23 protein-coding genes and 1 riboswitch are annotated in these 25,405 nt (G+C 62.2%); of the genes, 14 read left to right on the top strand and 9 right to left on the bottom strand.

The features are described 5' to 3' along the window. The 5 genes from ettA to VJ673_RS08660 form a co-directional block, all read right to left on the bottom strand. On the bottom strand, positions 1-1,252 hold a 1,252-nt coding region (gene ettA, locus VJ673_RS08680), incomplete at its 3' end, for an energy-dependent translational throttle protein EttA (protein ID WP_324125677.1). A gap of 76 nt (positions 1,253-1,328) precedes the next feature. Beyond that, positions 1,329-1,856 carry a glycine cleavage system transcriptional repressor gene (locus VJ673_RS08675; RefSeq protein WP_324125676.1) on the bottom strand — a complete coding sequence of 176 codons (528 nt, stop codon included), beginning with the start codon at positions 1,854-1,856 and terminating at the stop codon, positions 1,329-1,331. 63 nt (positions 1,857-1,919) lie between these two features. Next, a complete protein-coding gene (locus VJ673_RS08670) occupies positions 1,920-2,105 on the bottom strand; it encodes a biotin/lipoyl-containing protein (protein ID WP_324125675.1) in 186 nt (61 codons plus the stop codon). 88 nt (positions 2,106-2,193) lie between these two features. Further along, a complete protein-coding gene (locus tag VJ673_RS08665; RefSeq protein WP_324125674.1) occupies positions 2,194-2,598 on the bottom strand; it encodes a hypothetical protein in 405 nt (134 codons plus the stop codon). A 131-nt stretch (positions 2,599-2,729) separates the two neighbouring features. Further along, positions 2,730-5,402 carry a glycosyltransferase gene (locus VJ673_RS08660; protein WP_324125673.1) on the bottom strand — a complete coding sequence of 891 codons (2,673 nt, stop codon included), beginning with the start codon at positions 5,400-5,402 and terminating at the stop codon, positions 2,730-2,732. A 239-nt stretch (positions 5,403-5,641) separates the two neighbouring features. Here VJ673_RS08660 and VJ673_RS08655 point away from each other — a divergent pair, with 239 nt between their 5' ends. Beyond that, positions 5,642-6,022: a hypothetical protein gene (locus VJ673_RS08655; protein WP_324125672.1), complete on the top strand. Its 381-nt coding sequence runs from the start codon at positions 5,642-5,644 to the stop codon at positions 6,020-6,022. On the opposite strand, the gene VJ673_RS08650 is transcribed toward VJ673_RS08655, so the two are convergent. The 4 genes from VJ673_RS08650 to gcvT all read right to left on the bottom strand — a co-directional run bounded on the left by VJ673_RS08650 (position 5,953) and on the right by gcvT (position 12,209). Continuing rightward, positions 5,953-7,602, bottom strand: coding sequence for a glycoside hydrolase family 17 protein (locus VJ673_RS08650; protein WP_324125671.1), 1,650 nt, complete (start codon positions 7,600-7,602; stop codon positions 5,953-5,955). The genes VJ673_RS08655 and VJ673_RS08650 overlap by 70 nt on opposite strands. A gap of 76 nt (positions 7,603-7,678) precedes the next feature. After that, positions 7,679-10,588 carry an aminomethyl-transferring glycine dehydrogenase gene (gene gcvP, locus VJ673_RS08645; RefSeq protein ID WP_324125670.1) on the bottom strand — a complete coding sequence of 970 codons (2,910 nt, stop codon included), beginning with the start codon at positions 10,586-10,588 and terminating at the stop codon, positions 7,679-7,681. Between the two features lie 64 nt (positions 10,589-10,652). Continuing rightward, complete coding sequence (gcvH, locus tag VJ673_RS08640; RefSeq protein ID WP_324125669.1) at positions 10,653-11,039, bottom strand: glycine cleavage system protein GcvH; 387 nt, start codon at positions 11,037-11,039, stop codon at positions 10,653-10,655. An 87-nt stretch (positions 11,040-11,126) separates the two neighbouring features. Beyond that, a complete protein-coding gene (gene gcvT, locus VJ673_RS08635) occupies positions 11,127-12,209 on the bottom strand; it encodes a glycine cleavage system aminomethyltransferase GcvT (RefSeq protein WP_491700804.1) in 1,083 nt (360 codons plus the stop codon). A 193-nt stretch (positions 12,210-12,402) separates the two neighbouring features. Then, a riboswitch (glycine riboswitch) is annotated at positions 12,403-12,488 on the bottom strand. 107 nt (positions 12,489-12,595) lie between these two features. Here gcvT and VJ673_RS08630 point away from each other — a divergent pair. The 13 genes from VJ673_RS08630 (at position 12,596) to rpsO (ending at position 25,170) form a co-directional block, all read left to right on the top strand. Then, entirely contained in the window at positions 12,596-13,432 is an 837-nt protein-coding gene (locus VJ673_RS08630) for a 3',5'-nucleoside bisphosphate phosphatase (RefSeq protein ID WP_324125668.1), read from the top strand. A gap of 47 nt (positions 13,433-13,479) precedes the next feature. Beyond that, positions 13,480-14,112 carry an L-threonylcarbamoyladenylate synthase gene (locus tag VJ673_RS08625; protein WP_324125667.1) on the top strand — a complete coding sequence of 211 codons (633 nt, stop codon included), beginning with the start codon at positions 13,480-13,482 and terminating at the stop codon, positions 14,110-14,112. A 95-nt stretch (positions 14,113-14,207) separates the two neighbouring features. Continuing rightward, on the top strand, positions 14,208-14,867 hold the full coding sequence (locus tag VJ673_RS08620; RefSeq protein WP_324125666.1) for a site-2 protease family protein: 660 nt from the start codon (positions 14,208-14,210) through the stop codon (positions 14,865-14,867). A gap of 6 nt (positions 14,868-14,873) precedes the next feature. Further along, a complete protein-coding gene (locus VJ673_RS08615; RefSeq protein WP_324125665.1) occupies positions 14,874-16,076 on the top strand; it encodes a tryptophan--tRNA ligase in 1,203 nt (400 codons plus the stop codon). A gap of 63 nt (positions 16,077-16,139) precedes the next feature. Then, a complete protein-coding gene (locus VJ673_RS08610) occupies positions 16,140-16,970 on the top strand; it encodes a segregation and condensation protein A (protein ID WP_324125664.1) in 831 nt (276 codons plus the stop codon). Further along, on the top strand, positions 16,951-17,544 hold the full coding sequence (scpB, locus tag VJ673_RS08605) for an SMC-Scp complex subunit ScpB (protein WP_324125663.1): 594 nt from the start codon (positions 16,951-16,953) through the stop codon (positions 17,542-17,544). Before VJ673_RS08610 ends, scpB begins: the two co-directional genes overlap by 20 nt. Next, on the top strand, positions 17,486-18,484 hold the full coding sequence (rluB, locus tag VJ673_RS08600; RefSeq protein WP_324125662.1) for a 23S rRNA pseudouridine(2605) synthase RluB: 999 nt from the start codon (positions 17,486-17,488) through the stop codon (positions 18,482-18,484). The genes scpB and rluB overlap by 59 nt, the downstream gene beginning before the upstream one ends. 215 nt (positions 18,485-18,699) lie before the next feature. Further along, positions 18,700-19,128, top strand: a complete 429-nt coding sequence (gene rimP, locus VJ673_RS08595; protein WP_324125661.1) for a ribosome maturation factor RimP — start codon at positions 18,700-18,702, stop codon at positions 19,126-19,128. Between the two features lie 25 nt (positions 19,129-19,153). Next, a complete protein-coding gene (nusA, locus tag VJ673_RS08590) occupies positions 19,154-20,629 on the top strand; it encodes a transcription termination factor NusA (protein ID WP_324125660.1) in 1,476 nt (491 codons plus the stop codon). Positions 20,630-20,642: 13 nt separating this feature from the next. After that, complete coding sequence (gene infB, locus VJ673_RS08585; RefSeq protein ID WP_324125659.1) at positions 20,643-23,495, top strand: translation initiation factor IF-2; 2,853 nt, start codon at positions 20,643-20,645, stop codon at positions 23,493-23,495. A gap of 2 nt (positions 23,496-23,497) precedes the next feature. Next, on the top strand, positions 23,498-23,881 hold the full coding sequence (rbfA, locus tag VJ673_RS08580; protein ID WP_324125658.1) for a 30S ribosome-binding factor RbfA: 384 nt from the start codon (positions 23,498-23,500) through the stop codon (positions 23,879-23,881). A gap of 5 nt (positions 23,882-23,886) precedes the next feature. Next, complete coding sequence (gene truB, locus VJ673_RS08575) at positions 23,887-24,822, top strand: tRNA pseudouridine(55) synthase TruB (protein ID WP_324125657.1); 936 nt, start codon at positions 23,887-23,889, stop codon at positions 24,820-24,822. Positions 24,823-24,900: 78 nt separating this feature from the next. Then, positions 24,901-25,170 carry a 30S ribosomal protein S15 gene (gene rpsO / locus VJ673_RS08570; protein WP_015435869.1) on the top strand — a complete coding sequence of 90 codons (270 nt, stop codon included), beginning with the start codon at positions 24,901-24,903 and terminating at the stop codon, positions 25,168-25,170. Positions 25,171-25,405: the final 235 nt, after the last annotated feature.

Raw genomic sequence — 25,405 nt, 5'->3', positions numbered from 1 at the left:
GGCCGACGGTCAGGACGTCTGCGCCGTCCGAAATCGCCTCGAAGACGGTCTTGTCGTTGGCGAGTCCTTCGCGCGATTGGTCGACCGCCGAGATCTTCACGGTCGTGCCGACCGTGATATCACCCGAATCCGGCTTGTCGCGGCCTTCGATCATTTTGAAAAGCGTCGACTTGCCCGCGCCGTTCGGACCGATCACCCCGACGATCGCTCCAGGCGGAATGCTGAAGCTGACATTGTCCATCAGCAGCTTGTCACCGAAGGCCTTGGAGACGCCGTTGAATTCGATGACCTTGTCGCCGAGGCGCTCACCGGGCGGAATGAAGATTTCCTGCGTCTCGTTCCGCTTCTGGTACTCGACGGTGGTCATCTCCTCGTAGCGCGCGAGGCGGGCCTTCGATTTCGCCTGGCGTGCCTTCGGATTGGACCGTGCCCACTCGAGCTCGGTCTTCATAGCCTTCATGTGGGCGTCGATCTGCTTGGATTCGGTTTCCAGGCGAGCTTCCTTCTGCTCCAGCCAGGACGAATAGTTGCCCTTCCAGGGGATGCCGTGGCCGCGGTCGAGTTCGAGAATCCATTCAGCAGCGTTGTCCAGGAAGTAGCGGTCGTGGGTGACGGCGACGACGGTGCCGGGGAAGCGCGTCAGGAACTGCTCCAGCCAATCGACGGATTCGGCGTCGAGGTGGTTGGTCGGTTCGTCGAGAAGCAGCATGTCGGGCTTGGACAGCAACAGCTTGCACAGCGCCACGCGACGCTTCTCGCCGCCGGACAGATTTCCGATCGCAGCGTCCCACGCGGGCAGCCGCAGCGCGTCCGCGGCGATTTCCATCTGCGTCTCGACGTCCGAACCGGCAGTCGCGAGGATATTCTCGTACTTCGCCTGCGCCTCCGCGAGCTTGTCGAAGTCTGCGTCCGGCTCGGCGTAGGCGGCGTAGATCTCTTCGAGCTTCGTGCGCGCCTCCATGACCTCGCCGAGACCGGATTCCACTTCTTCCTTCACGGTCTTCGACGGATCGAGCTGCGGCTCCTGCGGCAGGTAGCCGATGCGGATGCCCGCCAGGTGCTGGACTTCGCCGTCATACTCATTGTCGGCGTTGGCCATGATCCGCAACACGGTCGACTTGCCGGAACCGTTCAAGCCCAGCAGGCCGATCTTCGCGCCCGGAAAGAACGAGAGGGAAATATCCTTGATGATCTGCCGCTTGGGCGGCACCGTCTTGCTCACGCGGAGCATCGACATTACGTATTGGGCCATTGAACTCTTGTCGGAAACGTCGTGAGGACGAGGGGTGCAAAGGATACCTCAAGCCTGTCGCAGGCTGCTTCGGTATTCAGTCCGTCTTTTCGTCGAGATTGATATCGGCGATCAGATCGTTCGAAAGGCGCTCCAGATCGGCCTGCAGCGCCTGTGCGTCGAGCGTGTCATCGGCCCTGAGTTCCGCTTCAGCGCAGAACAGGGTTTCCGACGACATCGGCGCGCTGGTCGTGGTCGTGACGAGCTTTTCGACATTGACGCCGTAGCGTGCAAAGACCTGCGAGATCTCGCGGACGATGCCGAGCCGGTCGTGGCCGACCAGGCTGAACGCGAGTCGTCGGGTGCGGACCGGGGTTCCGACTGCGGGGCTGTCTGCCTGTTCGACGGTAATCGTGACGCCGGACAGCGCCTTCAGTGCAGTCTGCAGGGCGTCGGCCTGTTCAGCGGCGACAGCCACCTTCAAGACGCCGGCGAATTTGCCAGCAAGTTGGGCCATCGACGATTCGAGCCAGCTGGCTTCATGGAGCGTGATGACAGCGGAGAGCTGTTCGACGAGTCCGGGACGGTCGTCTCCGATCAGCGTCAATACGAGAAAGCGAGTCATGGGTGACGCCTCCTTCGGTACGTGGTCGAGGCCGGCAGGCCTCAGTGGGGCAGGGCGCGGCGCTCAGACCACTTCCACGAGCGCGATCAGCTCCCCTTCATCGATCAGGTCGCCTTCCTGGACCCTGACCTCGACAATCGTACCCATCTGCGGGCTCGGGATGTCAAGGGCGACCTTTCCGGTTTCCAGCACGATCAGGGTTTCGTCGAATGAAATCTTTTCGCCAGCGCGCACGAGAACGCTTTGCACGAAAACGTCCTCAGTCCGGCAGTTGCCACAAGTGTCCCAGCACTCCGGGAACTTCGGCATGCGTATTTCGACCACTCGACCCATGCCGTTACTTGCCCGCGATCGAAGTGGAGACGGCTCCGACGAACATGACTGAGGAGAACGTGCGCTTCAGCAGCTTGCTGTAGAACTCCTGCATCGTGACGCCGTCGTCGAACTGGACGAGATCACCCCGCGCAATCTTCATCTTGGTCGTCGCAATCCAGAAACTCTTGCCGCCTTCGTCGACCTCGATATACGTGAATTCGTTCGCGTCGATCGAGTCCAGCACAACGCCGTAGTGGCGACGGGCCTGCCCTGGGTCCGTACCGGATCGCATGATCTGCAACGCCGCATCAGGTGTCGGATGCCCGGGCGGCGGCGCTGCGAGCGCATTCAGCGATGTGGACAGCAGGAGGCCGATCAAAAAGGCGCAGCGAATGCCGGCAATCCTTTCGAGGAACAGCTCCGGCATCGTGTAAAGCGGGGGCATGCGGTAATTCCGTTGTACCGACTGTGGGTAATTAGCTTACTCCGCTTGCCCATCTTTCGCACTCGTTCAATTCGAGTTCAAGCGAAATGAATGAGCCGCTCCGTCCTCACTCATCAATGACCTTCCGCCTGAAGCTTCTTCGAAACGGTGGGTTCTGTCGCGAGCGCAGGCGCGGGAGCTGGCCGCTCGGGCATGTAGGAAGCGGCCTGGCAGGCAATTGCAGCGAGATAGGGGATGCACTGCAGTCCGAGAATACCCACCCACAGCTGCACCTCGATATGGTCCTCGTAGCCACGCAGATAGACTAGTACCGACGCGCCGGCGATCAGCGCCACGAGCAAGCCGATCTCCTCGCGCAAGGGGGCGAAGAAGGCAAACGCGCCTTTCTCCTTCCAGCCCTTCGGCGTACGAACGAATTCGCCGCGCCGCTTCACGATCCCGGCGAAAACGCCGCGAGCGATCGCATGCGCGAGCCCGACCGATAGGATCGAGGCGCCGAGAATGTCCTTCCACGGAGCGTCCATCGTCCGACGATAGAGGATCGGACCCAACGCCGCCTTGAAGGCCATGAAGCCGAGGATTGGCATCGCAAGGGACGTCACCGGCAGACCGAAGGCTTTCGGGAAGGCGAGCATCCCGACCGTCCATGCAAGGCTGCCAAAGGCGAAGACGAGCTGCAATGCGTCGCCCAGCCACGCAAACCAGCCGGTAAGGAAGTGGTAGCGTTGCGCGATGTTCAGCTTGCTCGGGCCCAGCATGGCCGGCAGATGGTGCTTGAGGATCTGCATCGCGCCGAAGGCCCAGCGGAAGCGCTGGCTCTTGATCGCCGGAAAGTCGGCTGGCGTCAGACCGCGGCCGAGAATGTGGTCCACGTATCGGGTGTCGTAACCCTTCTCGATGAGGCGCAAGCCGAGTTCGGTGTCTTCGCAGATGCACCACTCGGACCAGCCCCCCACCTCTTCGAGGGCAGAACGCCGCACCAGCGTCATCGTGCCGTGCTGGATCAGTGCGTTACGCTCGTTACGGTGGTGCATGCCGATGCGGAAGAAGCCGTCGAACTCCCAGTTGCACATGCGACGGAATGGCTGCGTTTCCCAGTCGCGATGCGCCTGCGGTGCTTGCACGACGGACACGTTCCGTTCGGCGAAGTGCGGGATCAGGCAGGAGAGCCAGTCCGGGGAGACGACGTAGTCGGCATCGACTACGCCGACCACTTCGGCGCGTGGATCTGTTTGCCTGAGGCCGAAGTTTAGCGCCCCGGCTTTGAAGCCCGGCCAGTTATCCAGGTGGTAGAAGCGGAAGCGCGATCCGAGTTCCTCGCAGCGCTTCTCGAGAGGCTTCCACAGCGCTTCATCCTTGGTGTTGTTGTCCAGCACCAGGACTTCGAAATTCTGGTACTGCATCGCCGCCAGGCTGTCGATCGTGGCGATCACCATCTCTGGCGGTTCGTTGCAACAGGCGAGGTGGATTGAGACGAAGGGTTCCTTGTCCGGTGCATGCGGCGGCAGCGGGACGAAGCGGCGCTTCCAGCGGCGCTTGAACAGCACTTCGCCGAATTCGAAGCCGTGTGACAGGAGCACCGCGATCGTCAGGATTGTCGCGCCGATCAGGATGAAGAGTCCGACGAGGTCCCGCTGAGTCAGGTAATAGTCGGCCGGGACGTTAAAGCCGATGATCAGCGTCGTCGCGCACGCCTGTACGAGGCTTGCGAGCCAGAGCCGTCCGAGCACGCTCCAGTCGCGCAGCAGGAAGGCGATCAAGAACATAGGCAGGAAGGCGATCGCCCCGGCCGCGAACGCCTTTTCATGCCAGCGGACGTCCTTGACGACCAGACCATCGAGCGGGAACTTGGGTTCGCGCTCGGCGTTGAACATACCCCAGTAGGCTCCGGCCCAGCCTTCGAGCTCGATCTTCCACGGCTGGTCGATTGCCTCCATGATGAAGTAGTCGAGCTTGGCCGTGCGCGGGTTGGCGAGGAACTCGCGGATGAACTTGGCCTGGTTCTCATGCGACGCGACACCGCGACTGTCGCTGCCGTAGAGGTTGTCCATGACGGGGCCGCGACTCGGCCAGCCGATTTCGCCGATCACGATCTTCTTGTTGGGGAATGTCCTGGCCAGTTCGTCGTAACGCATCATCGCGTACTCGACGGCTTTGTCGGCATCGATGCCCTCGTGGTAGGGCAGCAGGTGAACGGTGATGAAGTCGACGCTGTTCGCCAGTTCCGGATACTTGAGCCAGACGTGCCAGGGCTCGGCGGTCGAAACCGGCTTCTTGACCTTCTTCAGCGCCTTGCGGGTCTTGTCGAGATAGACGGCGAGTTCCTTGGGCGTGACGTCACCGCGCAGGATGGCCTCGTTGCCGACGATCACGCGTTCGACGTGGGCGAACTTACGCGCGCTGTCGATGACTGCCTCGATTTCCTTCTCGTTGGCTTCCGCGTCGCGCGAGATCCACGCCCCGGCCGTGACCAAGAGCTTGCGCTCGGCTGCGAGTCGGACAATCGTCGGCGTCTCCAGGCTGCCGTAGGTACGGATGCTGTCAGCGGACTTGGCCAGCAGGTCCAAGTCGGCACCGATTTCCTGATCGGTGGGATAGCTGTGTTCGAGCGGGCTTTGGTCGCGCTGGTATGGACTGTACGCGTAGCCGCGTATGCTGTTGGCCGCACCGACGAACTCAGTGCCCCGGTTCCATCTTTCTGCGAGGTAGTACTGGGCGCCGGCGACGATACCGGCCATAAGAAGCGCTGCGATTATTCGGTAAATCAGCGAAGCGACGTTTTTCATCAGGATCTTTGTCCCCTCGGGGAGAAACTAGCGTTGCGCGCTGGCGCTTCGAATACGCCGTACGCAATAAATCACGTTCGGGCGGCAGTGTGCCACAATTGTCGTGTTGTAGCGCCATTACATGATCGGCGCGGAGTTTATGCGTTTTTTCAGTTGGTTAGCAAAGAAAATATGGGTCAACCTGCAACACGCCGCAAGGCGGTTTGCGGGTGATTGATTTGTAAGGAAAAAACACCTCGATGCAAAAGGTCTTGCAAAAGCGGGAGAACCTCGCACTTCCTCTCGTCGTTAGCGCGCTGGTCCTCGCTATCGCGGTCTGGCTGAGATACGGTCTGTTCGAAGCGGGCGTATTCCCCACGTCCTGTGGTATTTCGCTTGCGGACGGTCTGCAAGGCTTGTGCTTGGCCAAGTGGGTATTGCTGCAGACGTTCGCCCAGGAGCGGCTCGGGTGGTTGAGCCTCGTCGCCGGCTTGGCCGCGTTCGCGCTGCGTGTCAAGCCCGTGGCTTGGGCAGGCTGGTTTGCCGGAGTCGCAGGACTCGTGCTTTATAGTTACAACTTCGCCGCCGTGGGGCTGCTGCTTTCGCTGCTTGTGATCGTACGCGAATATGGGCGCAAGTAAGGCAGCGAAAACAGAAGGCCGGTGAGGAGCCAGGCGATCGCCTGAGGGTTCGCCGGCTCGGTCAGCCACCGTCCGATCACCGTGATCGCGATGACGAGCGCGCAAACCCTTTCCTCGATCGCGTCCATAAGTTGCCCCTTCCAGGCCAGCGCACCGAAAGTCAGCGCGGGGACGAGGTAGAGCAGGACCGGAAAGTCGCGATAGCGTGGATCGGCAAAAAGCAGGAGCGCGGCAACCGCGCACGCAAAGAGCAACATTCCTCGGATGAGCCCAAGGAGTGTTGCGGTCTCGCAACATCGCGACGGTTGGATGCGGAGGCTTTGCCAAGCGATTGCGACGGAGGGAAGCGGCCGACGTGCGTCCCAACGAGCGAGCAATAGGGGCAAGGCGCTGCCGATCGCGGCAATCGCGCCGAGGACGGTCCATTCAAGCGTGTCCCGGTATGCGAACTGGGCGTGTTCCCAATGAAGTGCCGCGACGACACCGGTGACCGCCCCGGTGATGCCAGCGACCAGCAGTCGCAACAGAGATGCCTGCGCGGTCGCCGCGAACAGGACACAGAGCACAGCGCCGACGCCGGCCGCGATCAGAGGAACGTTCAGGCTGGATCTCTCGCTGACGGGCCCGGCGAGCGGGAATTTGGCCTGCAGTTGGGTGTTGAGCATGCCCCAGTAGCCGCCGACGGTTCCTTCCAGCTTCCGTTTCCACGGTTGGTCGATGGCCTCGATGAGGTTGTATTCCCATCCGTTCGCATGCGCCTGGTGAACGAATTCGCGAATGAAGCGAGCCTGATTGACGAGCGAGGGCAGCGATCCTTCGCGCTGGCGTCCGGCACTGGGCCAGCCGGTTTCTCCGATCATCACCGGCTTGTCGAAGGTGTGCCTGATCTCGTCATACACTTCGCCGACGTGTTTCAGTGCCCCCTCGATCGCGACCGGATTGTCTTCCCAGAACGGGAGGATGTGCACGGTGACGCGATCGACAGACGCGGCGAGGCCGCGATGCTTGAGCCAGAACTCCCAGACGTCAGCATAGGTCACCGGCACATGTACCCGCGCCTTGGCGTATTCGATCAACTCGCGCATCTCGTCTTCACTGCGCTCGTGGCGCAACAAGACCTCGTTGCCGACGATGAGCACGCGCACCACGTCGGCGTAGTCATTGGCAAGGGTAATCGCGCGACCGAGCTGAACCATATTCCGCTTTGGGTCGCCTCCGATCCATGCGCCCAGCAAGACCTTGAGGCCGACTGCACGGGCGAGTTCGGGGACCTGCTCGAGCCCCTGATCTACGGAATAGATCCGCACGCATTCGGTGATTTTCGCCAACGCAGCGAGATCGGCCGCAATCTGTTCGCGCGGAATGATCTGGGTGGGATCAAGAGGCGATTGACCGGGAAGGTGGTAAGGAGCGTAGGAGACGCACTTCAGGCGCTCGCCTTCGGTCAAGTGCAGGTCGTACATCGGCACGGGCTGGATGTCTCGCACGAGGACGAAGCCAAGGGCAAGCAGGGCAACCAGGTACGTGAAAAGCAATGCTTTCCACGGCGTGGACCGGTTGTGGGGGGGGGGCGTGGTCATCTGGCTGCGCTAGATCCGGTGGTCGAAAAAAAACCACGCCCGATCGGGCGTGGCTTCGGTATGAAGCGGCCGCATTCTAGCCTGCGTAGTCGTCCATCGGAACGCAAGCGCAGAACAAGTTGCGATCGCCATAGACGTCGTCGATGCGATTGACGCTGGGCCAGAATTTGTTGGCGGCGACCCACGGCAGCGGGAAGGCCGCCTGTTCCTTCGAATAGGGGCGTACCCATTCGCCGTCGAAAAAGTCCGCCTGGGTGTGCGGCGCGTGCTTGAGCGGATTGGAGTCCGCGGCCCAGCGGCCCGCTTCGATCTCGCGGATTTCGTTGCGGATCGTGATCATCGCTTCGATGAAGCGGTCGAGTTCGCCGAGGTCTTCCGACTCGGTCGGCTCGACCATGATCGTACCGGCGACGGGGAAGGACATCGTGGGAGCATGGAAGCCGTAGTCCATCAGGCGCTTGGCGATGTCGACCTCGGAGATGCCGGTTGCGGCCTTGATCGGGCGGATGTCGAGAATGCACTCGTGCGCGACACGGCCCTGCGAACCGGTGTAGAGCACGGGATAGTGCTCGCCGAGGCGGGAGGCGACGTAGTTCGCGTTGAGGATCGCGACCTCGGTCGCACGCTTGAGGCCTGTACCGCCCATCATGCGGATGTACATCCACGAGATCGGCAGGATGCTCGCCGAGCCGAACGGCGCAGCGCTGACGGCGCCCTGGCCCTTGTTGGGGCGGCTGTCGTTGCCGGTGCCCGCGACCGCATGGTCGGCCATGAACGGAGCGAGATGCGCTGCCAAACCGATCGGGCCCATGCCGGGGCCGCCGCCGCCGTGCGGGATGCAGAAGGTCTTGTGCAGATTCATGTGGCTGACGTCAGCGCCGATCGTGGCCGGGGAGGTGAGTCCGACTTGGGCATTCAGATTCGCACCGTCCATGTACACCTGGCCGCCGAACTGGTGGACGATCACGCAGATTTCGCGGATCGACTCCTCGAACACACCGTGCGTAGAGGGGTAGGTGATCATCAGCGCGGCGAGGCGTTGCGCATACTGCTCGGCCTTCGCACGCAGGTCGGAAACATCGACGTTGCCCGTATCGTCGCAGGCGACGACGACCACTTCCATGCCGCACATCTGCGCGGTCGCGGGGTTCGTGCCGTGGGCCGACCTCGGGATCAGGCAGATGTCGCGATGCGCTTCGCCGCGGCTCGCATGGTAGCGGCGGATCGTGACGAGACCGGCGTATTCGCCTTGCGCGCCCGAGTTGGGCTGCATGCAGATCGCGGGGAAGCCGGTGGCGGCCTTGAGGTAGTCCGCGAGCCCTTCGATCATCTCGATATAGCCGCTGGCCTGCTCGCGCGGCGCGAAGGGATGAAGGCCGGCGAATTCCGGCCAGGTCACCGGAATCATCTCACTCGTCGCGTTGAGCTTCATCGTGCAGCTGCCGAGCGAGATCATCGAATGATCGAGCGCGAGGTCGCGGTTCTGCAGCTTCTTGAGGTAGCGCAGCATCTCGTGTTCGGTGTGGTGCATGTTGAACACGGGATGGCTAAGGATCGCATCGCCGCGTAGCAGCGCAGGCGGAATCGCACCACCGGCCTTGCTGACGGCGACGTCCAGCGCGTCGAGGTCGACAGCGACGCCGAAAGCGGCGAGCAGGGCGCGAACGTCGTTGGCCGTGGTGGTCTCGTCAATGGAGACGCCGATCGCGGTGTCGGACGCACGGCGGACGTTGAAGCCCGCATTATCACAGGCGGCGACGAGTGTGTCGGTACGGCCGCCGGTTTGCACCTGGAAGGTGTCGAAGAAGGCAACCGCCGGGATCTCGAATCCGCCCTGGCGCAGACCAGCGGCGAGGATCGCGGCGAGACGGTGGATCCTTGCGGCGATGGTACGCAGGCCCTCGGGGCCGTGATAGACCGCGTAGAAACCGGACATGTTGGCGAGGAGGACCTGCGAGGTGCAGATGTTCGAATTCGCCTTCTCGCGCCGGATGTGCTGTTCGCGGGTCTGCAGGGTCATGCGCAGCGCAGTCTTGCCGCGGGCGTCCTTCGAGACGCCGATGATGCGGCCGGGCATCGCGCGTACGTTCGCCTCACGCGTGGCGAAGAAGGCCGCGTGCGGACCGCCGAAGCCCATTGGGACGCCGAAGCGTTGAGCGGAACCGAGCACGATGTCCGCACCCATTTGCGCGGGCGGTTTCAGCAGAACCAGTGCCATCAGGTCGGATGCGACGGCGGTGACGGCACCTTTGGCCTTGAGGCCGGCGATCACGTCGGTCAGGTCGGCGATCTCGCCGCGCTCGTTCGGATATTGCAGCAGCGCGCCAAAAACTTCATGCGCGGCGGCGTCGGCAGCGGCGCCGAAGACGAGCTCGAAGCCGAAGTACTGGGCGCGTGTCTTGACGACGTCGATGGTCTGGGGGAAACAGGCCTCGTCGATAAAGAATGCGTTCGACTTCGACTTGCTCACGCGGCGCGCCATGGTCATCGCTTCGGCTGCAGCCGTGGCCTCGTCGAGCAGCGATGCGTTCGCGAGTTCCATTCCGGTCAGGTCGATGACCATCTGCTGGTAGTTCAGCAGCGCTTCAAGGCGACCTTGGGCGATTTCGGCCTGGTAGGGCGTGTAGGCCGTGTACCAGCCGGGATTCTCCATCACGTTCCGCAAGACGACGGCGGGCGTGTGCGTGCCGTAGTATCCCATGCCGATCAGCGATTTGCGCATTACGTTCTTGCTCGCGATCGCGCGCAGTCCTGCCAGTGCTTCATGCTCCGGAGTCGGTGCCGCGATCGGGAGCGGTGCGGCAAGGCGGATTCCCGTCGGGACGGTCTGATCGATCAGCGCGTCGAGACTGGATGCGCCGATGGCGGCCAGCATTTCGGCGATTTCGGCCGGATTCGGACCGATGTGGCGGCCAATGAAAGCGTCGCGCTGTTCGAGCTGCGCCAGCGGCGCCTTGAGAGCGGAGGAAAGATCGGTGTTCGACATGAGGGACTGCTCACAGGGGCCCGTCCCGGCTGATGGCCGGTCGGGCGCGTGGATCGTGTTTGGTTCAGGCGTTCGCGGTTGCGGCTTCGTACGCAGCGGCATCCAGCAGACCGCCGACGTCGGCTGCGTTATCCGGGCGGATCTTGAAGAGCCACGCGGCGTAGGCGTCCGCATTGACGGATTCGGGCGCATCGACGGCATCGCCGTTCGCCGCGATCACCTCGCCCGCGACCGGGGCGTAGATGTCGGAAGCCGCCTTGACGGATTCGATCACGGCGCAGGCTTCGCCGGCGCCCAGCTTGCGGCCGACTTCGGGCAGTTCGAGGAAGACAACGTCGCCGAGGGCTTCCTGCGCGTGGTCGGTGACGCCGATCGTCAGGTTGCCGTCGGCTTCGACGCGAATCCATTCATGCGACGCGGTGTACTTCAGATCGGCGGGAACTTGGCTCATGGTGTGCTCCAGAGGGTAAGGGTCGGTACCGGCCTGGCCGGGTACCATTTTTCGGGTTGATTCGCGGAGTGGTGACGCGGGCCCGGATCAGACGAGCGCCTTGCCGTTACGGACGAAAGGCAGCTTGACGGTCCGTGCCTTCAGGCGACGACCGCGGATATCGACTTCGACGGATTCGCCGGCTTCGACGCCGAGCGGCAGGCGGGCGAAGGCGATGGATTTTTCGAGCGAAGGAGAGAAGGAGCCGCTCGTCGTCTCACCGTCGCCCTTGGGGGTGAATATGGTCATGTGGGAACGCAGGACACCCTTGTCTTCAAGGATCAGACCCAGCACGTTCCGGCTCGCCGGCTTGGCGAGCAGCGCAGCCTTGCCGACGAAATCGCGCGATTCGTCCTTCAGATCCACAGTCCAGCTGACGCCTGCATCGAGCGGCGAAACGTCGTCGTCCATGTCCTGGCCGTAGAGGTTCATCCCGGCTTCCAAGCGCAGCGTGTCGCGCGCCCCCAGGCCGCACGGCTTTACGCCAGCCTGCGCGAGGGCATTCCAGACTTCGGCTGCTCGGGTCGCGGGCAGGGCGAGCTCGAAACCGTCTTCGCCGGTGTAGCCGGTGCGCGCGACGAGGAATTCACCGATTTGGGCCCCGCTGAACGGCTTCAGGCCTTCGCTCGCGGCGCGGGTTTCGGGTAGTGCGAGCCAGGTCTTCTCACGCGCGGCAGGGCCCTGAACGGCGATCATCGCGAGGTCGCGCCGGCTCGTCAGCGTCACGTTGGACGCGGTCGCGGCAATGCGTTCGCGCATCCATGCGACATCCTTGTCGGCGGTGCCGGCATTGACGACGATGCGATAGGAAGTCGGCGTGAAGTAGTAGACGATCAGATCGTCGATCACGCCGCCTTGAGGGTTCAGCATGCAGCTGTACAGCGCCTTGCCCGGTTCCTTGAGTTTCGCGACGTCGTTTGCCAGCAGTCCGCGCAGCCACGTCGTCGAGTCCGGGCCTTCGAGATCGAGCGCAAGCATGTGGGATACGTCGAACATGCCAGCATCACGGCGCACGGCGTGGTGCTCTTCGATCTGCGAGCCGTAGTTCACCGGCATGTCCCAGCCGGCGAAATCGACCATGCGGGCACCGGCGGCGACGTGGGTGGCGTGAAGAGGGGTTTGTCTGGACACGGGCGGCTCCTGGGAATGCGCGGACGGAATCGGAAAATCGAGGTCTAATAAACAAACGGGGCGAGGCCCGTTTCATCGAGCGTCGCCCCATCTGTCCTTTGTACCTGAGAGATTCCGGCCGCAGCCGGGTGCCCCTTCGGTGGATGCGCCAGCCGGCACATTCGTGCGACCCGCATCGCTCTCCAGAATTGCGTTCTGTCGGCGGTCCTTTTGCCTGAGCGATTCCGGGGGGTTACGCCTTCGGCGACTCCAAGGGGAGTTCTCTCCCGCACGACGGGCGGACGATACCACCGCGGGGCCCCGCTGGCAACGGCGGTAGCGGCTGTTTGTTATGATGGTAGTTTCCAATTGGAGCGGTGGGGCAACGTCTCACCCGCCTGACATAGATGCAGATCAATGCCGATCTCCATTGCCATTCGACGGTGTCGGACGGCTGGCTTGCGCCGGCGGATGTCGTGCGTCGAGCCGCTGCGAACGGTGTAAATTTGCTGGCACTGACCGACCACGACGAGGTGGGAGGCATTGATGAGGCACGCGCCGAAGCTCTCCGGCTCGGCGTGCAGCTGCTGGCCGGCGTCGAGATTTCGGTCACTTTTCTCAAAGAGACCGTACACATCGTCGGCCTCGGCATCGATCATCGCGACGCGCAGTTGCTCGAGGGCCTGGAAAGCGTGCGTGGCGGACGCGTGCAGCGTGCACGGAAGATGAGTGCCGCGCTCGATGCCGCGGGGATTCACGGCGCCTTTGAGGGTGCGTGTCGCCTCGCCCGGAATCCCTCGATGGTGGGACGTGCCCATTTCGCCCGGTATATTGTGTCGACCGGCCTGATGCCGGATGTGAGTACCGTGTTCCAGTATTATCTGGCGCGGGGCAAGCCGGGGTACGTCGAGCACGAATGGGCGAGCCTCGAGGATGCCGTTCGCTGGATTCGCGGCGCAGGAGGTGTGGCTGTATTGGCACACCCGGCACGCTATCGCTTGTCGACCGGCGAGCTGCATCGGCTGCTCGAACGCTTCGTAGCTTGCGGCGGAGAAGGGATCGAGGTGATTGCGGGAGCGCACACTGAAGCCGATACGGTCAAATTTGCGGGAATTGCCCGCCGTTGGGGACTATTGGCCTCGCGCGCTTCCGACTTTCATGGCGAAGGCGAGAGTTCAGTCGAACTCGGCCGAAGCTGCGGTTTGCCGCCTGACCTGACTCCGGTCTGGACGCGATTCGTCTAGACCTGCGAGTCGCACTATCAAGAAGAAGAGAGAATTGGACATTTAGCATGGCGCAGTATTTTTCCTTGCACCCGGAGCACCCCCAGCCGCGTTTGATCCGGCAGGCCGCAGAGATCATGCGAGCGGGCGGGCTCATCGCCTTTCCCACGGATTCGGCCTACGCCCTTGGGGGCATCACGGGGGACTCGGATCTGTTGCTGCGCATCCGCCGTATTCGCGGCGTCGATGAGCGGCATCATTTCACCCTCATGTGCCGCGACCTGTCCGAGATCGCGACGTACGCCCGCGTGGATAACTCACAGTATCGCCTGCTCAAGGCGATCACGCCGGGGCCTTACACGTTCATTCTGGAGGGCACCCGGGAACTGCCGCGTCGTCTGCTGCACCCGAAGCGCAAGACGATTGGGCTGCGCGTACCGGAACATCCGGTCGTCGCCGCGCTGCTCGCCGAGTTGAACGAGCCCATTCTGACGTCGACGCTCTTGTTGCCCGGTGAGGATTTGCCGCTGACCGATCCCGATGAAATCCGTACGACGCTCGAAAAGCAGGTCGATCTCGTCATTGAGGCCGGATTCTGCGGTCCCGAAGCAACGTCGGTGATCGATCTGACCTCAGGTTCCCCGGTTCTGATTCGGGCCGGGCGCGGTGATCTCGCACCCTTCGGCCTGGAGGCGGACTAGTGTGCGACCTGCCGATCCGTGCGGCGGACGAACTGACTGTCGTGCGATGGCAATGGGGCCGTCTGCTAGAATCATCCGTTTAACGCCGTAAATCCATGGATTCGCTGATCACAACCCTCGCTATATGGGCGCTGCCGGTATTGCTTGCCATTACGCTTCACGAAGCGGCGCATGGTTACGTGGCGAGGCATTTCGGCGACCCAACCGCTGAACGGGAAGGGCGCATCACGCTCAATCCGTTCAAGCACATCGATCCGATCGGTACGCTGCTGGTTCCCGGCCTGATTCTGGCGGTGAGTTCCTTGTTCGGCAGTGGCGGAATGCTCTTCGGCTGGGCCAAGCCGGTTCCGGTCGATTTCAGCCGCCTTAGGAAGCCGAAGGCGGACATGCTATGGGTGGCCGCAGCGGGTCCATTCGTGAACTTCCTGATGGCCCTCGGTTGGGCGCTGCTGGTCAAGGTAGCGTTGCTCAATCCCACAAACGTCTATGCGATGCCGATGATCGAGATGGGCAAGGCCGGCATCCAGATAAACGCTGTGCTGATGGCGCTCAATCTCCTGCCGATTCCGCCGCTCGACGGAGGCCGGATCGCAGTGAGCCTGCTGCCGCACCGCCTTGCGTGGAAGTTTTCGCGACTCGAGCCGTACGGCTTCCCGCTTCTCCTTCTCTTGTTGTTCAGTGGCATCCTCGGCCAGATTCTTTGGCCGCTGATTGCGCTTTTCCGCATCTTCCTTGCGACGCTTTTCGGATTCTAGAAAACCATGTACGCAGAACGCGTTCTCTCCGGCATGCGCCCCACCGGGCGCCTCCATCTCGGCCATTACCACGGCGTCCTCAAGAACTGGGTCCAGCTCCAGAACGATTACCCGTGTCTGTTCTTCGTTGCCGACTGGCATGCGCTAACGACGTCCTACGACAGTCCTGAGGTGATCGCCGATAGCGTGTGGGATATGCTCATCGACTGGCTGGCCGCCGGCGTCGATCCCGAGAAGGCGACGATTTTCATCCAGTCAAAAGTCCCGCAGCACGCCGAACTGCACCTGCTGCTGTCGATGATCTCGCCGGTCGGCTGGCTCGAACGCGTGCCCACCTATAAGGACCAGCAGGAAAAGCTCTCGCACAAGGACCTGTCGACTTACGGTTTTCTCGGCTACCCTTTGCTGATGTCGGCTGACATCCTGCTGTATCGCGCGGACAAGGTTCCGGTCGGCGAAGACCAGCTGCCCCACGTCGAGTTCACCCGCGAGATCGCCCGCCGCTTCAATCACATGTTCGGCCGCGAACCCGGTTTCGAGGACAAGGCCAAGGAAGCGGTCAAGAAGCTTGGCGGCAAGAAGGCCAAGTTGTTCGAGGAACTGCGCAAGCGCTTCCAGCAGGAAGGCGACGCCGAGGCGCTCGAACAGGGTAGGCTGCTACTGAAGGAGCCGGGAGGCGTGGGTCACGAAGACCTCGAGCGTCTGCATGGCTACCTCGAAGGGAGCGGCAAGACGATCCTCGTGGAGGCTGGCGCGCTGCTGACCGAAGCGGCCCGCATGCCCGGGCTGGACGGGCAGAAGATGTCCAAGAGTTACGGAAACACCATCTTTCTGCGGGAAGAGCCCGATGTCGTGTCGAAGAAGATTCGGACGATGCAGACCGATCCGGCGCGTGTGCGCCGCACCGACCCGGGCGACCCGGACAAGTGTCCGGTGTGGCAATTCCACGTCATCTATTCCGACGACGATACGCGCGAGTGGGTCCAGCAAGGCTGCCGCAGCGCGGGAATCGGTTGCATCGAATGCAAGCAGCCGGTGATCGACGGCGTGCTCCGCGAACAGGTCGCGATGCGCGAGCGCGCACAGCCCTACATTGAAGATCCGTCGCTCGTGCGCCGCATCGTTGCCCAAGGGTGCGAGCGGGCCAGCGCGTTGGCGGAAGAGACGATGCGCGACGTGCGTGAAGCCATGGGGTTGTCATACCGCTGAGGCGATCGATCGGGTGTCCGGACTTCGCAGTCTGTGCGGCCCGCTCGTCGTGGATATTGCAAGATGAACCTGCCCCTGGAACTCGCGCCGCTTGAAACGGCAGCGCAGCTCGACGCGGTGGCCCGCCTGTACGGCGAGCCGCTGCTCGAGTTGCCGAAGGACCTGTACATTCCGCCGGATGCCCTCGAAGTCTTTCTCGAGGCATTCGAGGGGCCGCTCGACCTGTTGCTCTATCTGATCCGCAAGTCCAACCTCAACATCCTCGATATCCCGATGGCGCCGCTGACCTCGCAGTATCTGGTCTACGTCGAGGCGATGCGCCGGCACAATCTCGAGCTCGCGGCCGACTACCTCCTCATGGCGGCGACGCTGCTGGAGATCAAGTCGCGCACGCTGTTGCCGCGGCCGCCGCGAGTGGAAGAAGACGAGGTTGGCGACCCCAGGGCGGAACTTGTGCGACGGTTGCTCGAATACGAGCAGATGAAGCAGGCAGGGGCGAGGCTGGATTCGATGCCGCGCGCGGAACGCGACCACGAGTGGGTGAGCATTTTCGTTGCGGAGAAGGTTGTCGAACGCTTGCCCGAAGTCAGCTTGCACGATCTGCAGCTCGCGTGGCTGAAGATCATGAAGAAGGCGCGCCTTACTCAGCATCACCAGGTCAGACGCGAAGAGCTGTCGGTGCGCGAGCACATGACGATGATCATGCGCAAGCTCTCGGACGGCGCCTTCGTCGTTTTCGACGCCCTGTTCGACGTGGAGTACGGTGCTGCCGGCCTTGTCGTCAGCTTCCTCGCCGTGCTCGAACTGGTGAAGGAGAAGCTCGTCCACGTATCGCAGAACGAGCCCTTTGCGCCGATCTATGTGAAACTCAGCGATGCAGCCACAGACGCCTGACGACTATAAGCGAGTGATCGAAACGGTGCTGCTCGCCGCTCCGTCGCCGCTTCCGGTGGCCGAGTTGCGTAGGCTCTTCGATCCGGATCCCGGCGCCGATCTCATCCGTCGGCTGCTTGACGAACTGCGCGCCGACTGGTCCGATCGTGGCGCGGAACTGATCCAGGTGGCGTCCGGCTGGCGATTCCAGACGCGCCCCGAATATCAGGTTTTTCTCGATCGCCTCAAGGAGGAGAGGCCGCCGCGGTATTCGCGGGCGGTGCTGGAAACGCTCGCGATCATCGCCTATCGTCAGCCGGTCACCCGTGGTGACATTGAGGACATTCGCGGCGTGGCGGTCTCGCCGAACGTATTGAAGACGCTGGAGTCGCGAGGCTGGGTGGATATCGTAGGCCACCGCGACACGCCCGGTCGTCCGGCGCTTTTCGCCACGACCCGGCGATTTCTTGACGAGCTCGGGCTCAGGAGCCTGACCGAGTTGCCGGCATTAACTGAAATAGAAAGGATCATGGATCTTGTCGACACCAAAGAGATCGAGGAGTCCCCTGCGGCCTCCTCTGAAGAAGAAAGCTGAGCCGGTAGGCGAGGGGAAGAACGCCCACCATCCGCGGATTGACGACCCCGCTCGCGAAGCCTCGACCACTGAGCGCCCGCAGCGTGAGCAGCAAGCCGGCCGTGGACCGGCTTCTTCGGAGGCCGGTGGTGAGCCGGAGCGCCTGCAAAAGGTGCTGGCCCGACTCGGTGTCGGCTCCCGTCGAGAAGTCGAGGAATGGATGGCGGCCGGCAAGATCACCGTGAACGGCCTGCCCGTCGAGCTTGGTCAAAAAGTGGGCCCCGGGGATCGTGTGAAGCTCAACGGGAAGCTCGTTCCGCTGCGCTTCGGCACGCGCACGCCGCGCGTCCTGATTTACCACAAGCCGGAAGGCGAAATCGTCTCGCGCGAGGATCCGGAAGGTCGTCCGACCGTGTTCGAGCGCCTCCCTTTGCTGCGCAAGGGGCGTTGGATCGCTGTCGGGCGTCTCGATTTCAATACCTCCGGATTGCTGTTGTTCACCAATGACGGCACGCTCGCCAACCAGTTGATGCACCCGCGTTACGAACTTGAGCGGGAGTACGCGGTTCGCCTTCTCGGCGAGCTCACCGAAGAGCAGATCGAGTCGCTGACCAACGGTATTCAGCTGGAGGACGGCCTGGCGCGTTTCACCGTCCTGTCCGACCAGGGCGGGGAGGGGGCGAATCACTGGTACAAAGTCACGCTCTCAGAGGGGCGCAACCGCGAGGTCCGGCGTATGTTCGAGGCGGTCGGTTTGACCGTGAGCCGTCTGATGCGTGTGCGCTATGGTCCGGTGAGCCTGTCGTCGCGGCTAAAGCGCGGCATGTGGATGGAAATGCCGGAGGATGAGGTGTGCGTACTGGCCGGTTTGCCTAAGCCGCAGGGACAGCGCAGCTCCCGTGCAGGCGACAAGGATAAGCCGGTGAAGGTGCATCGTACGACACCGCGCGATCGCGCCTGATCCCGCCCTTGGCTTGGAACTACGGATTGCCGGGGATGCTGGCAATCCGTGGCAGAGTATTCCCTTTGCTCGCGAAGATTGCCTGTTCAGGCGGGAGCCGCTATACTCTGTTGGCTAAGGCGAGTCCATAGGTGACTATGGGGCGCCGGTAACCGGATTTGGATGTAATCATTGGGGATGGGCGTTATGCCCATTTTTTATTTGTGGGCGCGAAAATGGACGTCGAACGTCTTATTGAACAGGTCGTTACCGGGCTCGGCTTCGAGCTCGTTGATTTCGAGACTTCCCCAAAGGCCCGCTTGCTGCGGGTCTTTATCGATATCGAGCGCGGCATCACCGTCGACGACTGTGCGACGGTGAGCAATCAGCTGACGCGGGTTTTCGAGGTTGAGAACGTTGATTACGACCGGCTGGAAGTCTCCTCGCCGGGTCTCGACCGTCCGCTCAAGAAGCCTGCCGATTTCGAGCGTTTCGTCGGCAGCGATGTGCAGGTCCGCCTGCGTATGCCGATCGGCAACCAAAGAAATTTTGCCGGGGTGCTGGAAGGCTTTGCCGACGGTGTGGTGCGGCTGAACACCGAAAAGGGCGAAGTCAGCTTCCAGTTCGACGAGGTCGAAAAGGCCCGCCTGGTACCGAGATTTTGAGATTCGTATGTGGAGGTCTTGATTAATGAGCCGCGAAATATTGCTGCTTGTCGATGCGCTGGCGCGCGAGAAGAACGTACCCAAGGACATCGTATTCGGTGCTCTTGAGACCGCGCTCGCCTCTGCGACGAAGAAACGCATCAATGATGATGCCGACGTGCGTGTGACGATCGATCGCGAAACCGGAGATTACGAGTCGGCGCGGCGCTGGCTCGTGATGCCCGACGAAGAGGTCGTCAATGACGAGGCCGAGATGGGCATCATCGACGCGCGCGACGTCCAGTCCGATATTCAGGTGGGCGACTACATCGAGGAGCCGCTGGAGCCGATCGATTTCGGACGCATCGGCGCCCAGGCCGCCAAGCAGGTCATTCTTCAGCGCATCCGCGATGCCGAGCGCGAGCAGGTGCTCAATGACTTCCTCGATCGCAAGGAGCACCTCGTTTCCGGTTCGATCAAGCGCATGGAGCGTGGCAACGCGATCATCGAAGTCGGCCGCCTCGAAGCGGTGATTCCGCGTGACCAGATGATCCCGCGCGAAAACCTTCGCGTCGGCGACCGCGTCAAGGCCTTCCTGCTGCGCATTGACCGTGGTGCCCGCGGTCCGCAACTGATCCTGTCGCGTACTTCACCTGAATTCCTGTGCAAGCTCTTCGAGCTGGAAGTGCCGGAAATCGAGGACAATCTGCTCGAGATGAAGGCTTGCGCACGGGATCCCGGGCTGCGTGCAAAAATCGCAGTCCAATCCAACGATGCGCGAATCGATCCGATCGGCACCTGCGTCGGTCTGCGCGGTTCACGTGTCACGGCCGTCCGCAATGAGATCGCTGGCGAGCAGATCGACATCATCGTCTGGTCGCCGGATCCGGCCCAGTTCGTGATTTCTGCTCTGCAACCGGCCGAAGTCGTGTCGATCGTGGTGGACGAAGAGAGCCATAGCATGGATGTGGTCGTCGACGACAACAACCTTGCAATCGCGATCGGTCGTAACGGCCAGAACGTGAAGCTTGCATCCGAATTGACCGGCTGGACCATCAACCTCATGAGCGAGGAAGAGTCGGCGCGGAAGTCGGGTCAGGAACGTCAGGGCCTGCGGCAGCTATTCATGGAAAAGCTGGATGTCGATGAAGAACTCGCGGACATTCTGATCGACGAAGGTTTCTCGTCGCTCGAAGAGGTCGCTTACGTCCCGCTCGCAGAAATGCTCGATATCGACGCGTTCGACGAAGAGACCGTCAATGAGTTGCGTAATCGTGCGCGTAATGTGCTGCTTACCGAAGCGATTGTCACGGAAGAGCAGTTGGAAAATGTTTCCGACGACCTGATCCATCTCGAAGGTATGGACAAGCCGCTCGCAGCCAAGCTGGCGGAGCATGGGGTGCGTACTCGCGACGATCTCGCCGACCTGGCGGTTGACGAACTGGTCGAGATCGCCGGAATCGAACAGGAACGTGCCAGCGCGCTGATCTCGGTCGCGCGTGCGCACTGGTTCGAAGAATGAGGGGAAGGCACTGATGGAACAAATGAGCGTAAACCAGTTTGCCGGCGAACTGCGCATGCCGGCTGCGGTCCTGCTCGAGCAACTGCAGAAGGCTGGCGTGCACAAGACCAGCCCGAGCGAGTTGCTGACTGAACATGACAAGGCGAGGCTTCTAGAATATCTGCGTCGTTCGCACGGCGAAAGCCAGCCGAAGGGCAAGATCACACTGACTCGCAAGCAAACATCCGAGATCCGGGCGACCGACTCGTCCGGCCGTGCACGCACCGTGCAGGTCGAGGTTCGCAAGAAGCGCGTCTTCGTCAAGCGGGACGAACTGGGCGTCGAGTCCGCGGCACAGGAAGCGCTGACGGCGGAAGAATCTGCTGCCGCGTTGTCTGAAGTCGCCGATTTTGAAGTCGAAGAGCTTGCAGCGCCGGAGCTTGAGCCGGTGGTTCTGGAGGCCGCCCCGATGGTTGAGCCGGAGCCGGTCGAAGAGCCTGCACCGGAGCCCGAACCGGCTCCGGAGCCCGAGCCTGAGCCGGAGCCTGAAGTGGTCTCGGAGCCGGAGCCTGAGGTCGAGTCCACTGAAACGGAAGCCGTTGCAGAGAATGCATCAGACGCGCCCGCGGCTGTGCGCGAGGCCGGCCCTGTCCACCGCAAGCCCTTGAGTATCTCCATCCTGAGTGATGAAGAACGAGCGGCGCGAGAGCGTGAGGCGCGTCGTCACGAAGAGCTGCGTGCCCGTCAGTTGGCCGACCTGAAGGCTAAGCAGGAGCGGGATGCGTCCGCCCGTGCTGCCGCTGAAGCACGCCGTGCCGAAGAAGAGGCACGGGTGCGTGCCGATGCAGAGAAGCGTGCCGAGGCCGCAAAGGCGCCCGCGAAGGAAGTCAAGGGGCCGAGCGGGACTCTGCATCGTCCCGCCAAGGCCGACGATCGGCCGGCCGGCAAGGACGCGAAGCGTGGGCCCCGCAGCGGCGAGACCGCAGGCGAGAGTGAAAAGCGGCGCGGCTTGAAGACCCGTGGCGAAGTAGGTGCGACGACCGGCTCCTGGCGCGGTGCGAGGGGTGGCGGCCGTCACGGTCGCGGCCAGGCCGAAGAGCAAAAGGGTTTCCAGGCTCCGATGGAGCCCGTCGTTCGGGAGATTCATGTCCCTGAAACCATCTCCGTCGCGGATCTTGCGCACAAGATGGCAGTCAAGGCGACCGAGGTGATCAAGGTCCTGATGAAGATGGGTTCGATGGTTACCATCAACCAGGTTCTCGACCAGGAAACGGCGATGATCCTGGTGGAGGAACTTGGGCACAAGGCAGTGGCCGCGAAGCTGGACGATCCGGATGCCTTCCTGGCCGACGCGGATAGTTTGCACGACGCCACGGAAGAGCCCAGGGCGCCGGTCGTGACCGTGATGGGTCACGTCGACCACGGCAAGACCTCGCTGCTTGACTACATCCGCCGCGCAAAAGTCGCGTCCGGCGAGGCGGGCGGCATTACGCAGCACATCGGCGCGTATCACGTCGAGACCGCTCGTGGCATGCTCACCTTCCTCGATACCCCGGGTCACGAGGCATTTACGGCGATGCGCGCACGCGGCGCCAAGGCGACCGACATCGTCATTCTGGTGGTTGCTGCCGACGATGGCGTGATGCCGCAGACGCGCGAGGCGATCCACCACGCGCGGGCTGCCGGCGTGCCACTGGTGGTGGCGGTCAACAAGGTCGACAAGCACGATGCAAACCCGGAGCGCGTCAAGCAGGAGCTGATCGCAGAAGGCGTGGTTCCTGAAGAATTCGGCGGCGAAGTCATGTTCATCAACGTCTCGGCCAAGACCGGTCAGGGCATCGATGAGCTGCTGGAAGGCGTGTTGCTACAGGCCGAAGTGCTGGAGCTGAAAGCGCCGGCGGATACCCCGGCGAAGGGTCTGATCATCGAAGCGCGCCTCGACAAGGGGCGTGGTCCGGTCGCGACGATGCTTGTCCAGTCCGGCACCCTGCGCAAGGGCGACGTCATGCTGGTCGGGGCCACCTTTGGCCGCATCCGCGCGATGCTCGACGAGAACGGCAAGCCGATCGACGAAGCCGGTCCTTCGATTCCCGTCGAAGTGCTCGGCCTGTCGGATGTTCCTTCGGCCGGTGACGAAGCCATCGTACTCGCGGACGAGAAGAAGGCGCGCGAAATCGCGTTGTTCCGCCAGGGCAAATTCCGCGAAGTCAAGCTCGCGAAGCAGCAGGCCGCAAAGCTCGAGAGCATGTTCGAGCAGATGTCGGAAGGCGAGGTCAAGACGCTGCCCCTCATCGTCAAGGCCGACGTTCAGGGCTCGCAGGAAGCGCTGGTCCAGTCCCTCAACAAGCTTTCGACCGACGAAGTGCGCGTCAACGCAATCCACTCGGGCGTCGGGGGAATTACCGAATCCGACGTCAACCTAGCGCAGGCGTCCGGTGCGGTCATCATCGGGTTCAATACCCGTGCCGATGCAGGCGCACGGAAGCTGGCCGAGAACTTCGGCGTGGATATCCGCTACTACAACATCATCTACGATGCCGTCGATGAGGTGAAAGCTGCGCTGTCCGGTATGCTGGCGCCCGAAAAGCGCGAGAATTCGCTCGGTCTGGTCGAAGTCCGCCAGGTGTTCCGCGTTCCGAAGGTCGGAGCGGTGGCCGGTTGCTACGTGCTCGAAGGTCTCGTCAAGCGCGGGTCGCAGATCCGCATCCTGCGCGACAACGTGGTCATCCACACCGGCGAACTCGAATCGCTCAAGCGCTTCAAGGACGACGTCAAGGAAGTCAAGTTCGGTTTCGAATGCGGCCTGTCGATCAAGAACTTCAACGACGTCCAGGAAGGCGACAAGCTTGAAGTGTTCGAGATCCAGGAAATCGCGCGGACGCTGTAATCATGCCGAAGGAGTTTTCCCGCAGTCAGCGCGTGAAGGAGCAAATCCGCCGCGAGTTGGCGGAATTGATCCGGCTTGAGGTGAAGGATCCCCGCGTGGGATTCATCACCTTGACCGACGTCGAGATCACGCCGGATTATGCGCACGCAAAGGTGTTCTTTACGTCGATGAAGGGTGAGGAGGGCTTGTCCGAGATTCTCACCGGTCTTCGCCGTGCGAGCGGTTTTCTGCGTCGCGAGCTCGGGCGACGTATCCGCATCCATACCATTCCCGAACTTCATTTCCATTACGACGCATCGGTGGAACGTGGAAGCCGCCTGTCGCGTCTCATCGACGAAGTCGTCCGGGACGACAGCGCCCGTCATACCGACGATCCGGAAGACTGACCCACTTGAAGGTCCAGAAACAAACGCGATCGCCACGTCGGCAGGTCGACGGCGTGCTGTTGCTCGACAAGCATGCCGGACTGACGTCGAACGCCGCACTCCAAACTGCCCGGCGGCTGCTCAACGCAGCCAAGGCCGGGCATACGGGTACGCTCGATCCCATGGCGACCGGCTTGCTGCCGCTGACCTTCGGCGAGGCGACCAAGTTTTCGCAGATGCTGCTCGACGCGGACAAGGAATACGAGGCGACCGTGCAACTCGGCGTCGAGACCGATACGGGCGATGCAGAGGGAGCGGTTGTCGCGACAACCCGGCTGCCTGCGGCGATTTCCCGCGAAGCAATTCTTTCCGTGTTGCCATCCTTCACGGGGGAGATCGAGCAGATTCCACCCATCTACTCGGCCCTCAAGCGTGCGGGAAAGCCCCTTTACGAGTATGCGCGGGCGGGTATTGAAGTCGAGATTGAGCCGCGTCGCATCACCATTCATGCCCTCGAGCTGCTGGACTGGAACGGCTCTGCGTTCCGAATTCGTGTTGCCTGCTCGAAGGGGACGTACATTCGAACGCTCGGCATGGATCTCGGTCGTGCCCTCGGCTGCGGTGCCCATTTGTCAGCGCTGAGGCGCACGCGCATCGGCCCGTTCAATGTCACCGATGCGGTTTCCGTCGCGGTGCTGGAGGCGACCGAACCGGCGCAGCGGGACCGATTTGTCGCGTCGGCCGACACTTTGGTGCGGCATCTTGCTGCGGTCGAGTTAGGTGAAAGCGACGCGGGCGCATTAATGCAGGGACGCGTGATTCGCGTCGATCCTGCGATATGCGGACTTGTTCGGGTTTATGAAGCGGCGAACAGCCGCTTTCTCGGACTTGCACAGTGCATGGATGGGCGTTTGGCCGCAAAACGCCTCGTTGCGACAACCGGCTCTGTTCAGCCGGAATGATAAACATTGAGTTTTATTTGGCGCGTTGGGTATAATCCCACGCTTCTGATTGGCAGAAAGAAAAGAGTAAACACCCACATGGCTCTCGATACCGCAACCAAGTCGCAGGTCGTCACTGACTTCCAGCGCGCCCAAGGCGACACCGGCTCCCCCGAAGTCCAGGTCGCTCTGCTGACCGCTCGCATCAACGGTCTGACCGGCCACTTCAAGGCAAACGCCAAGGACCATCACTCCCGTCGCGGGCTGCTGAAGATGGTCAGCCAGCGCCGCAAGCTGCTTGACTACCTGAAGCGCAACAACGTCGACGCTTATCGTAACCTGATCGAGCGTCTGGGTCTGCGCAAGTAATTTGCCGGCCGTGTCGAGTCTGACAGCGTCGAATAAGGCAGATTAAGCCAGCAAGCCGGTGCAGATCCAGATGGGTCTGCACCGGCTTTGTTTTTGACTGGCCGTCACGGCGCCCGGAACGATCGAACAGCGCAGTTGTGGTTCGCTGCACAAACTTATCGAAAAGGAAAATCAACTTGCCTACCGCAATCAAAAAGACCTTCGCTTACGGGGCGCACACCGTTACCCTTGAGAC

This window comes from Aromatoleum sp. (assembly GCF_035254505.1).
GTDB lineage: Bacteria > Pseudomonadota > Gammaproteobacteria > Burkholderiales > Rhodocyclaceae > Aromatoleum.
The sequence above is the reverse complement of the archived record's forward strand: the minus strand, read 5'-3'. Positions and strand labels throughout refer to the sequence as shown.

Coding starts and splice junctions, on each gene's coding strand:
- VJ673_RS08675 (WP_324125676.1), bottom strand. CDS start 1,856: ATGACTCGCTTTCTCGTATTGACGCTGATCGGAGACGACCGTCCCGGA.
- VJ673_RS08665 (WP_324125674.1), bottom strand. CDS start 2,598: ATGCCGGAGCTGTTCCTCGAAAGGATTGCCGGCATTCGCTGCGCCTTT.
- VJ673_RS08660 (WP_324125673.1), bottom strand. CDS start 5,402: ATGAAAAACGTCGCTTCGCTGATTTACCGAATAATCGCAGCGCTTCTT.
- VJ673_RS08655 (WP_324125672.1), top strand. CDS start 5,642: ATGCAAAAGGTCTTGCAAAAGCGGGAGAACCTCGCACTTCCTCTCGTC.
- VJ673_RS08650 (WP_324125671.1), bottom strand. CDS start 7,602: ATGACCACGCCCCCCCCCCACAACCGGTCCACGCCGTGGAAAGCATTG.
- gcvP (WP_324125670.1), bottom strand. CDS start 10,588: ATGTCGAACACCGATCTTTCCTCCGCTCTCAAGGCGCCGCTGGCGCAG.
- gcvH (WP_324125669.1), bottom strand. CDS start 11,039: ATGAGCCAAGTTCCCGCCGATCTGAAGTACACCGCGTCGCATGAATGG.
- VJ673_RS08630 (WP_324125668.1), top strand. CDS start 12,596: ATGCAGATCAATGCCGATCTCCATTGCCATTCGACGGTGTCGGACGGC.
- VJ673_RS08625 (WP_324125667.1), top strand. CDS start 13,480: ATGGCGCAGTATTTTTCCTTGCACCCGGAGCACCCCCAGCCGCGTTTG.
- VJ673_RS08620 (WP_324125666.1), top strand. CDS start 14,208: ATGGATTCGCTGATCACAACCCTCGCTATATGGGCGCTGCCGGTATTG.
- VJ673_RS08615 (WP_324125665.1), top strand. CDS start 14,874: ATGTACGCAGAACGCGTTCTCTCCGGCATGCGCCCCACCGGGCGCCTC.
- VJ673_RS08610 (WP_324125664.1), top strand. CDS start 16,140: ATGAACCTGCCCCTGGAACTCGCGCCGCTTGAAACGGCAGCGCAGCTC.
- scpB (WP_324125663.1), top strand. CDS start 16,951: ATGCAGCCACAGACGCCTGACGACTATAAGCGAGTGATCGAAACGGTG.
- rimP (WP_324125661.1), top strand. CDS start 18,700: ATGGACGTCGAACGTCTTATTGAACAGGTCGTTACCGGGCTCGGCTTC.
- nusA (WP_324125660.1), top strand. CDS start 19,154: ATGAGCCGCGAAATATTGCTGCTTGTCGATGCGCTGGCGCGCGAGAAG.
- infB (WP_324125659.1), top strand. CDS start 20,643: ATGGAACAAATGAGCGTAAACCAGTTTGCCGGCGAACTGCGCATGCCG.
- rbfA (WP_324125658.1), top strand. CDS start 23,498: ATGCCGAAGGAGTTTTCCCGCAGTCAGCGCGTGAAGGAGCAAATCCGC.
- rpsO (WP_015435869.1), top strand. CDS start 24,901: ATGGCTCTCGATACCGCAACCAAGTCGCAGGTCGTCACTGACTTCCAG.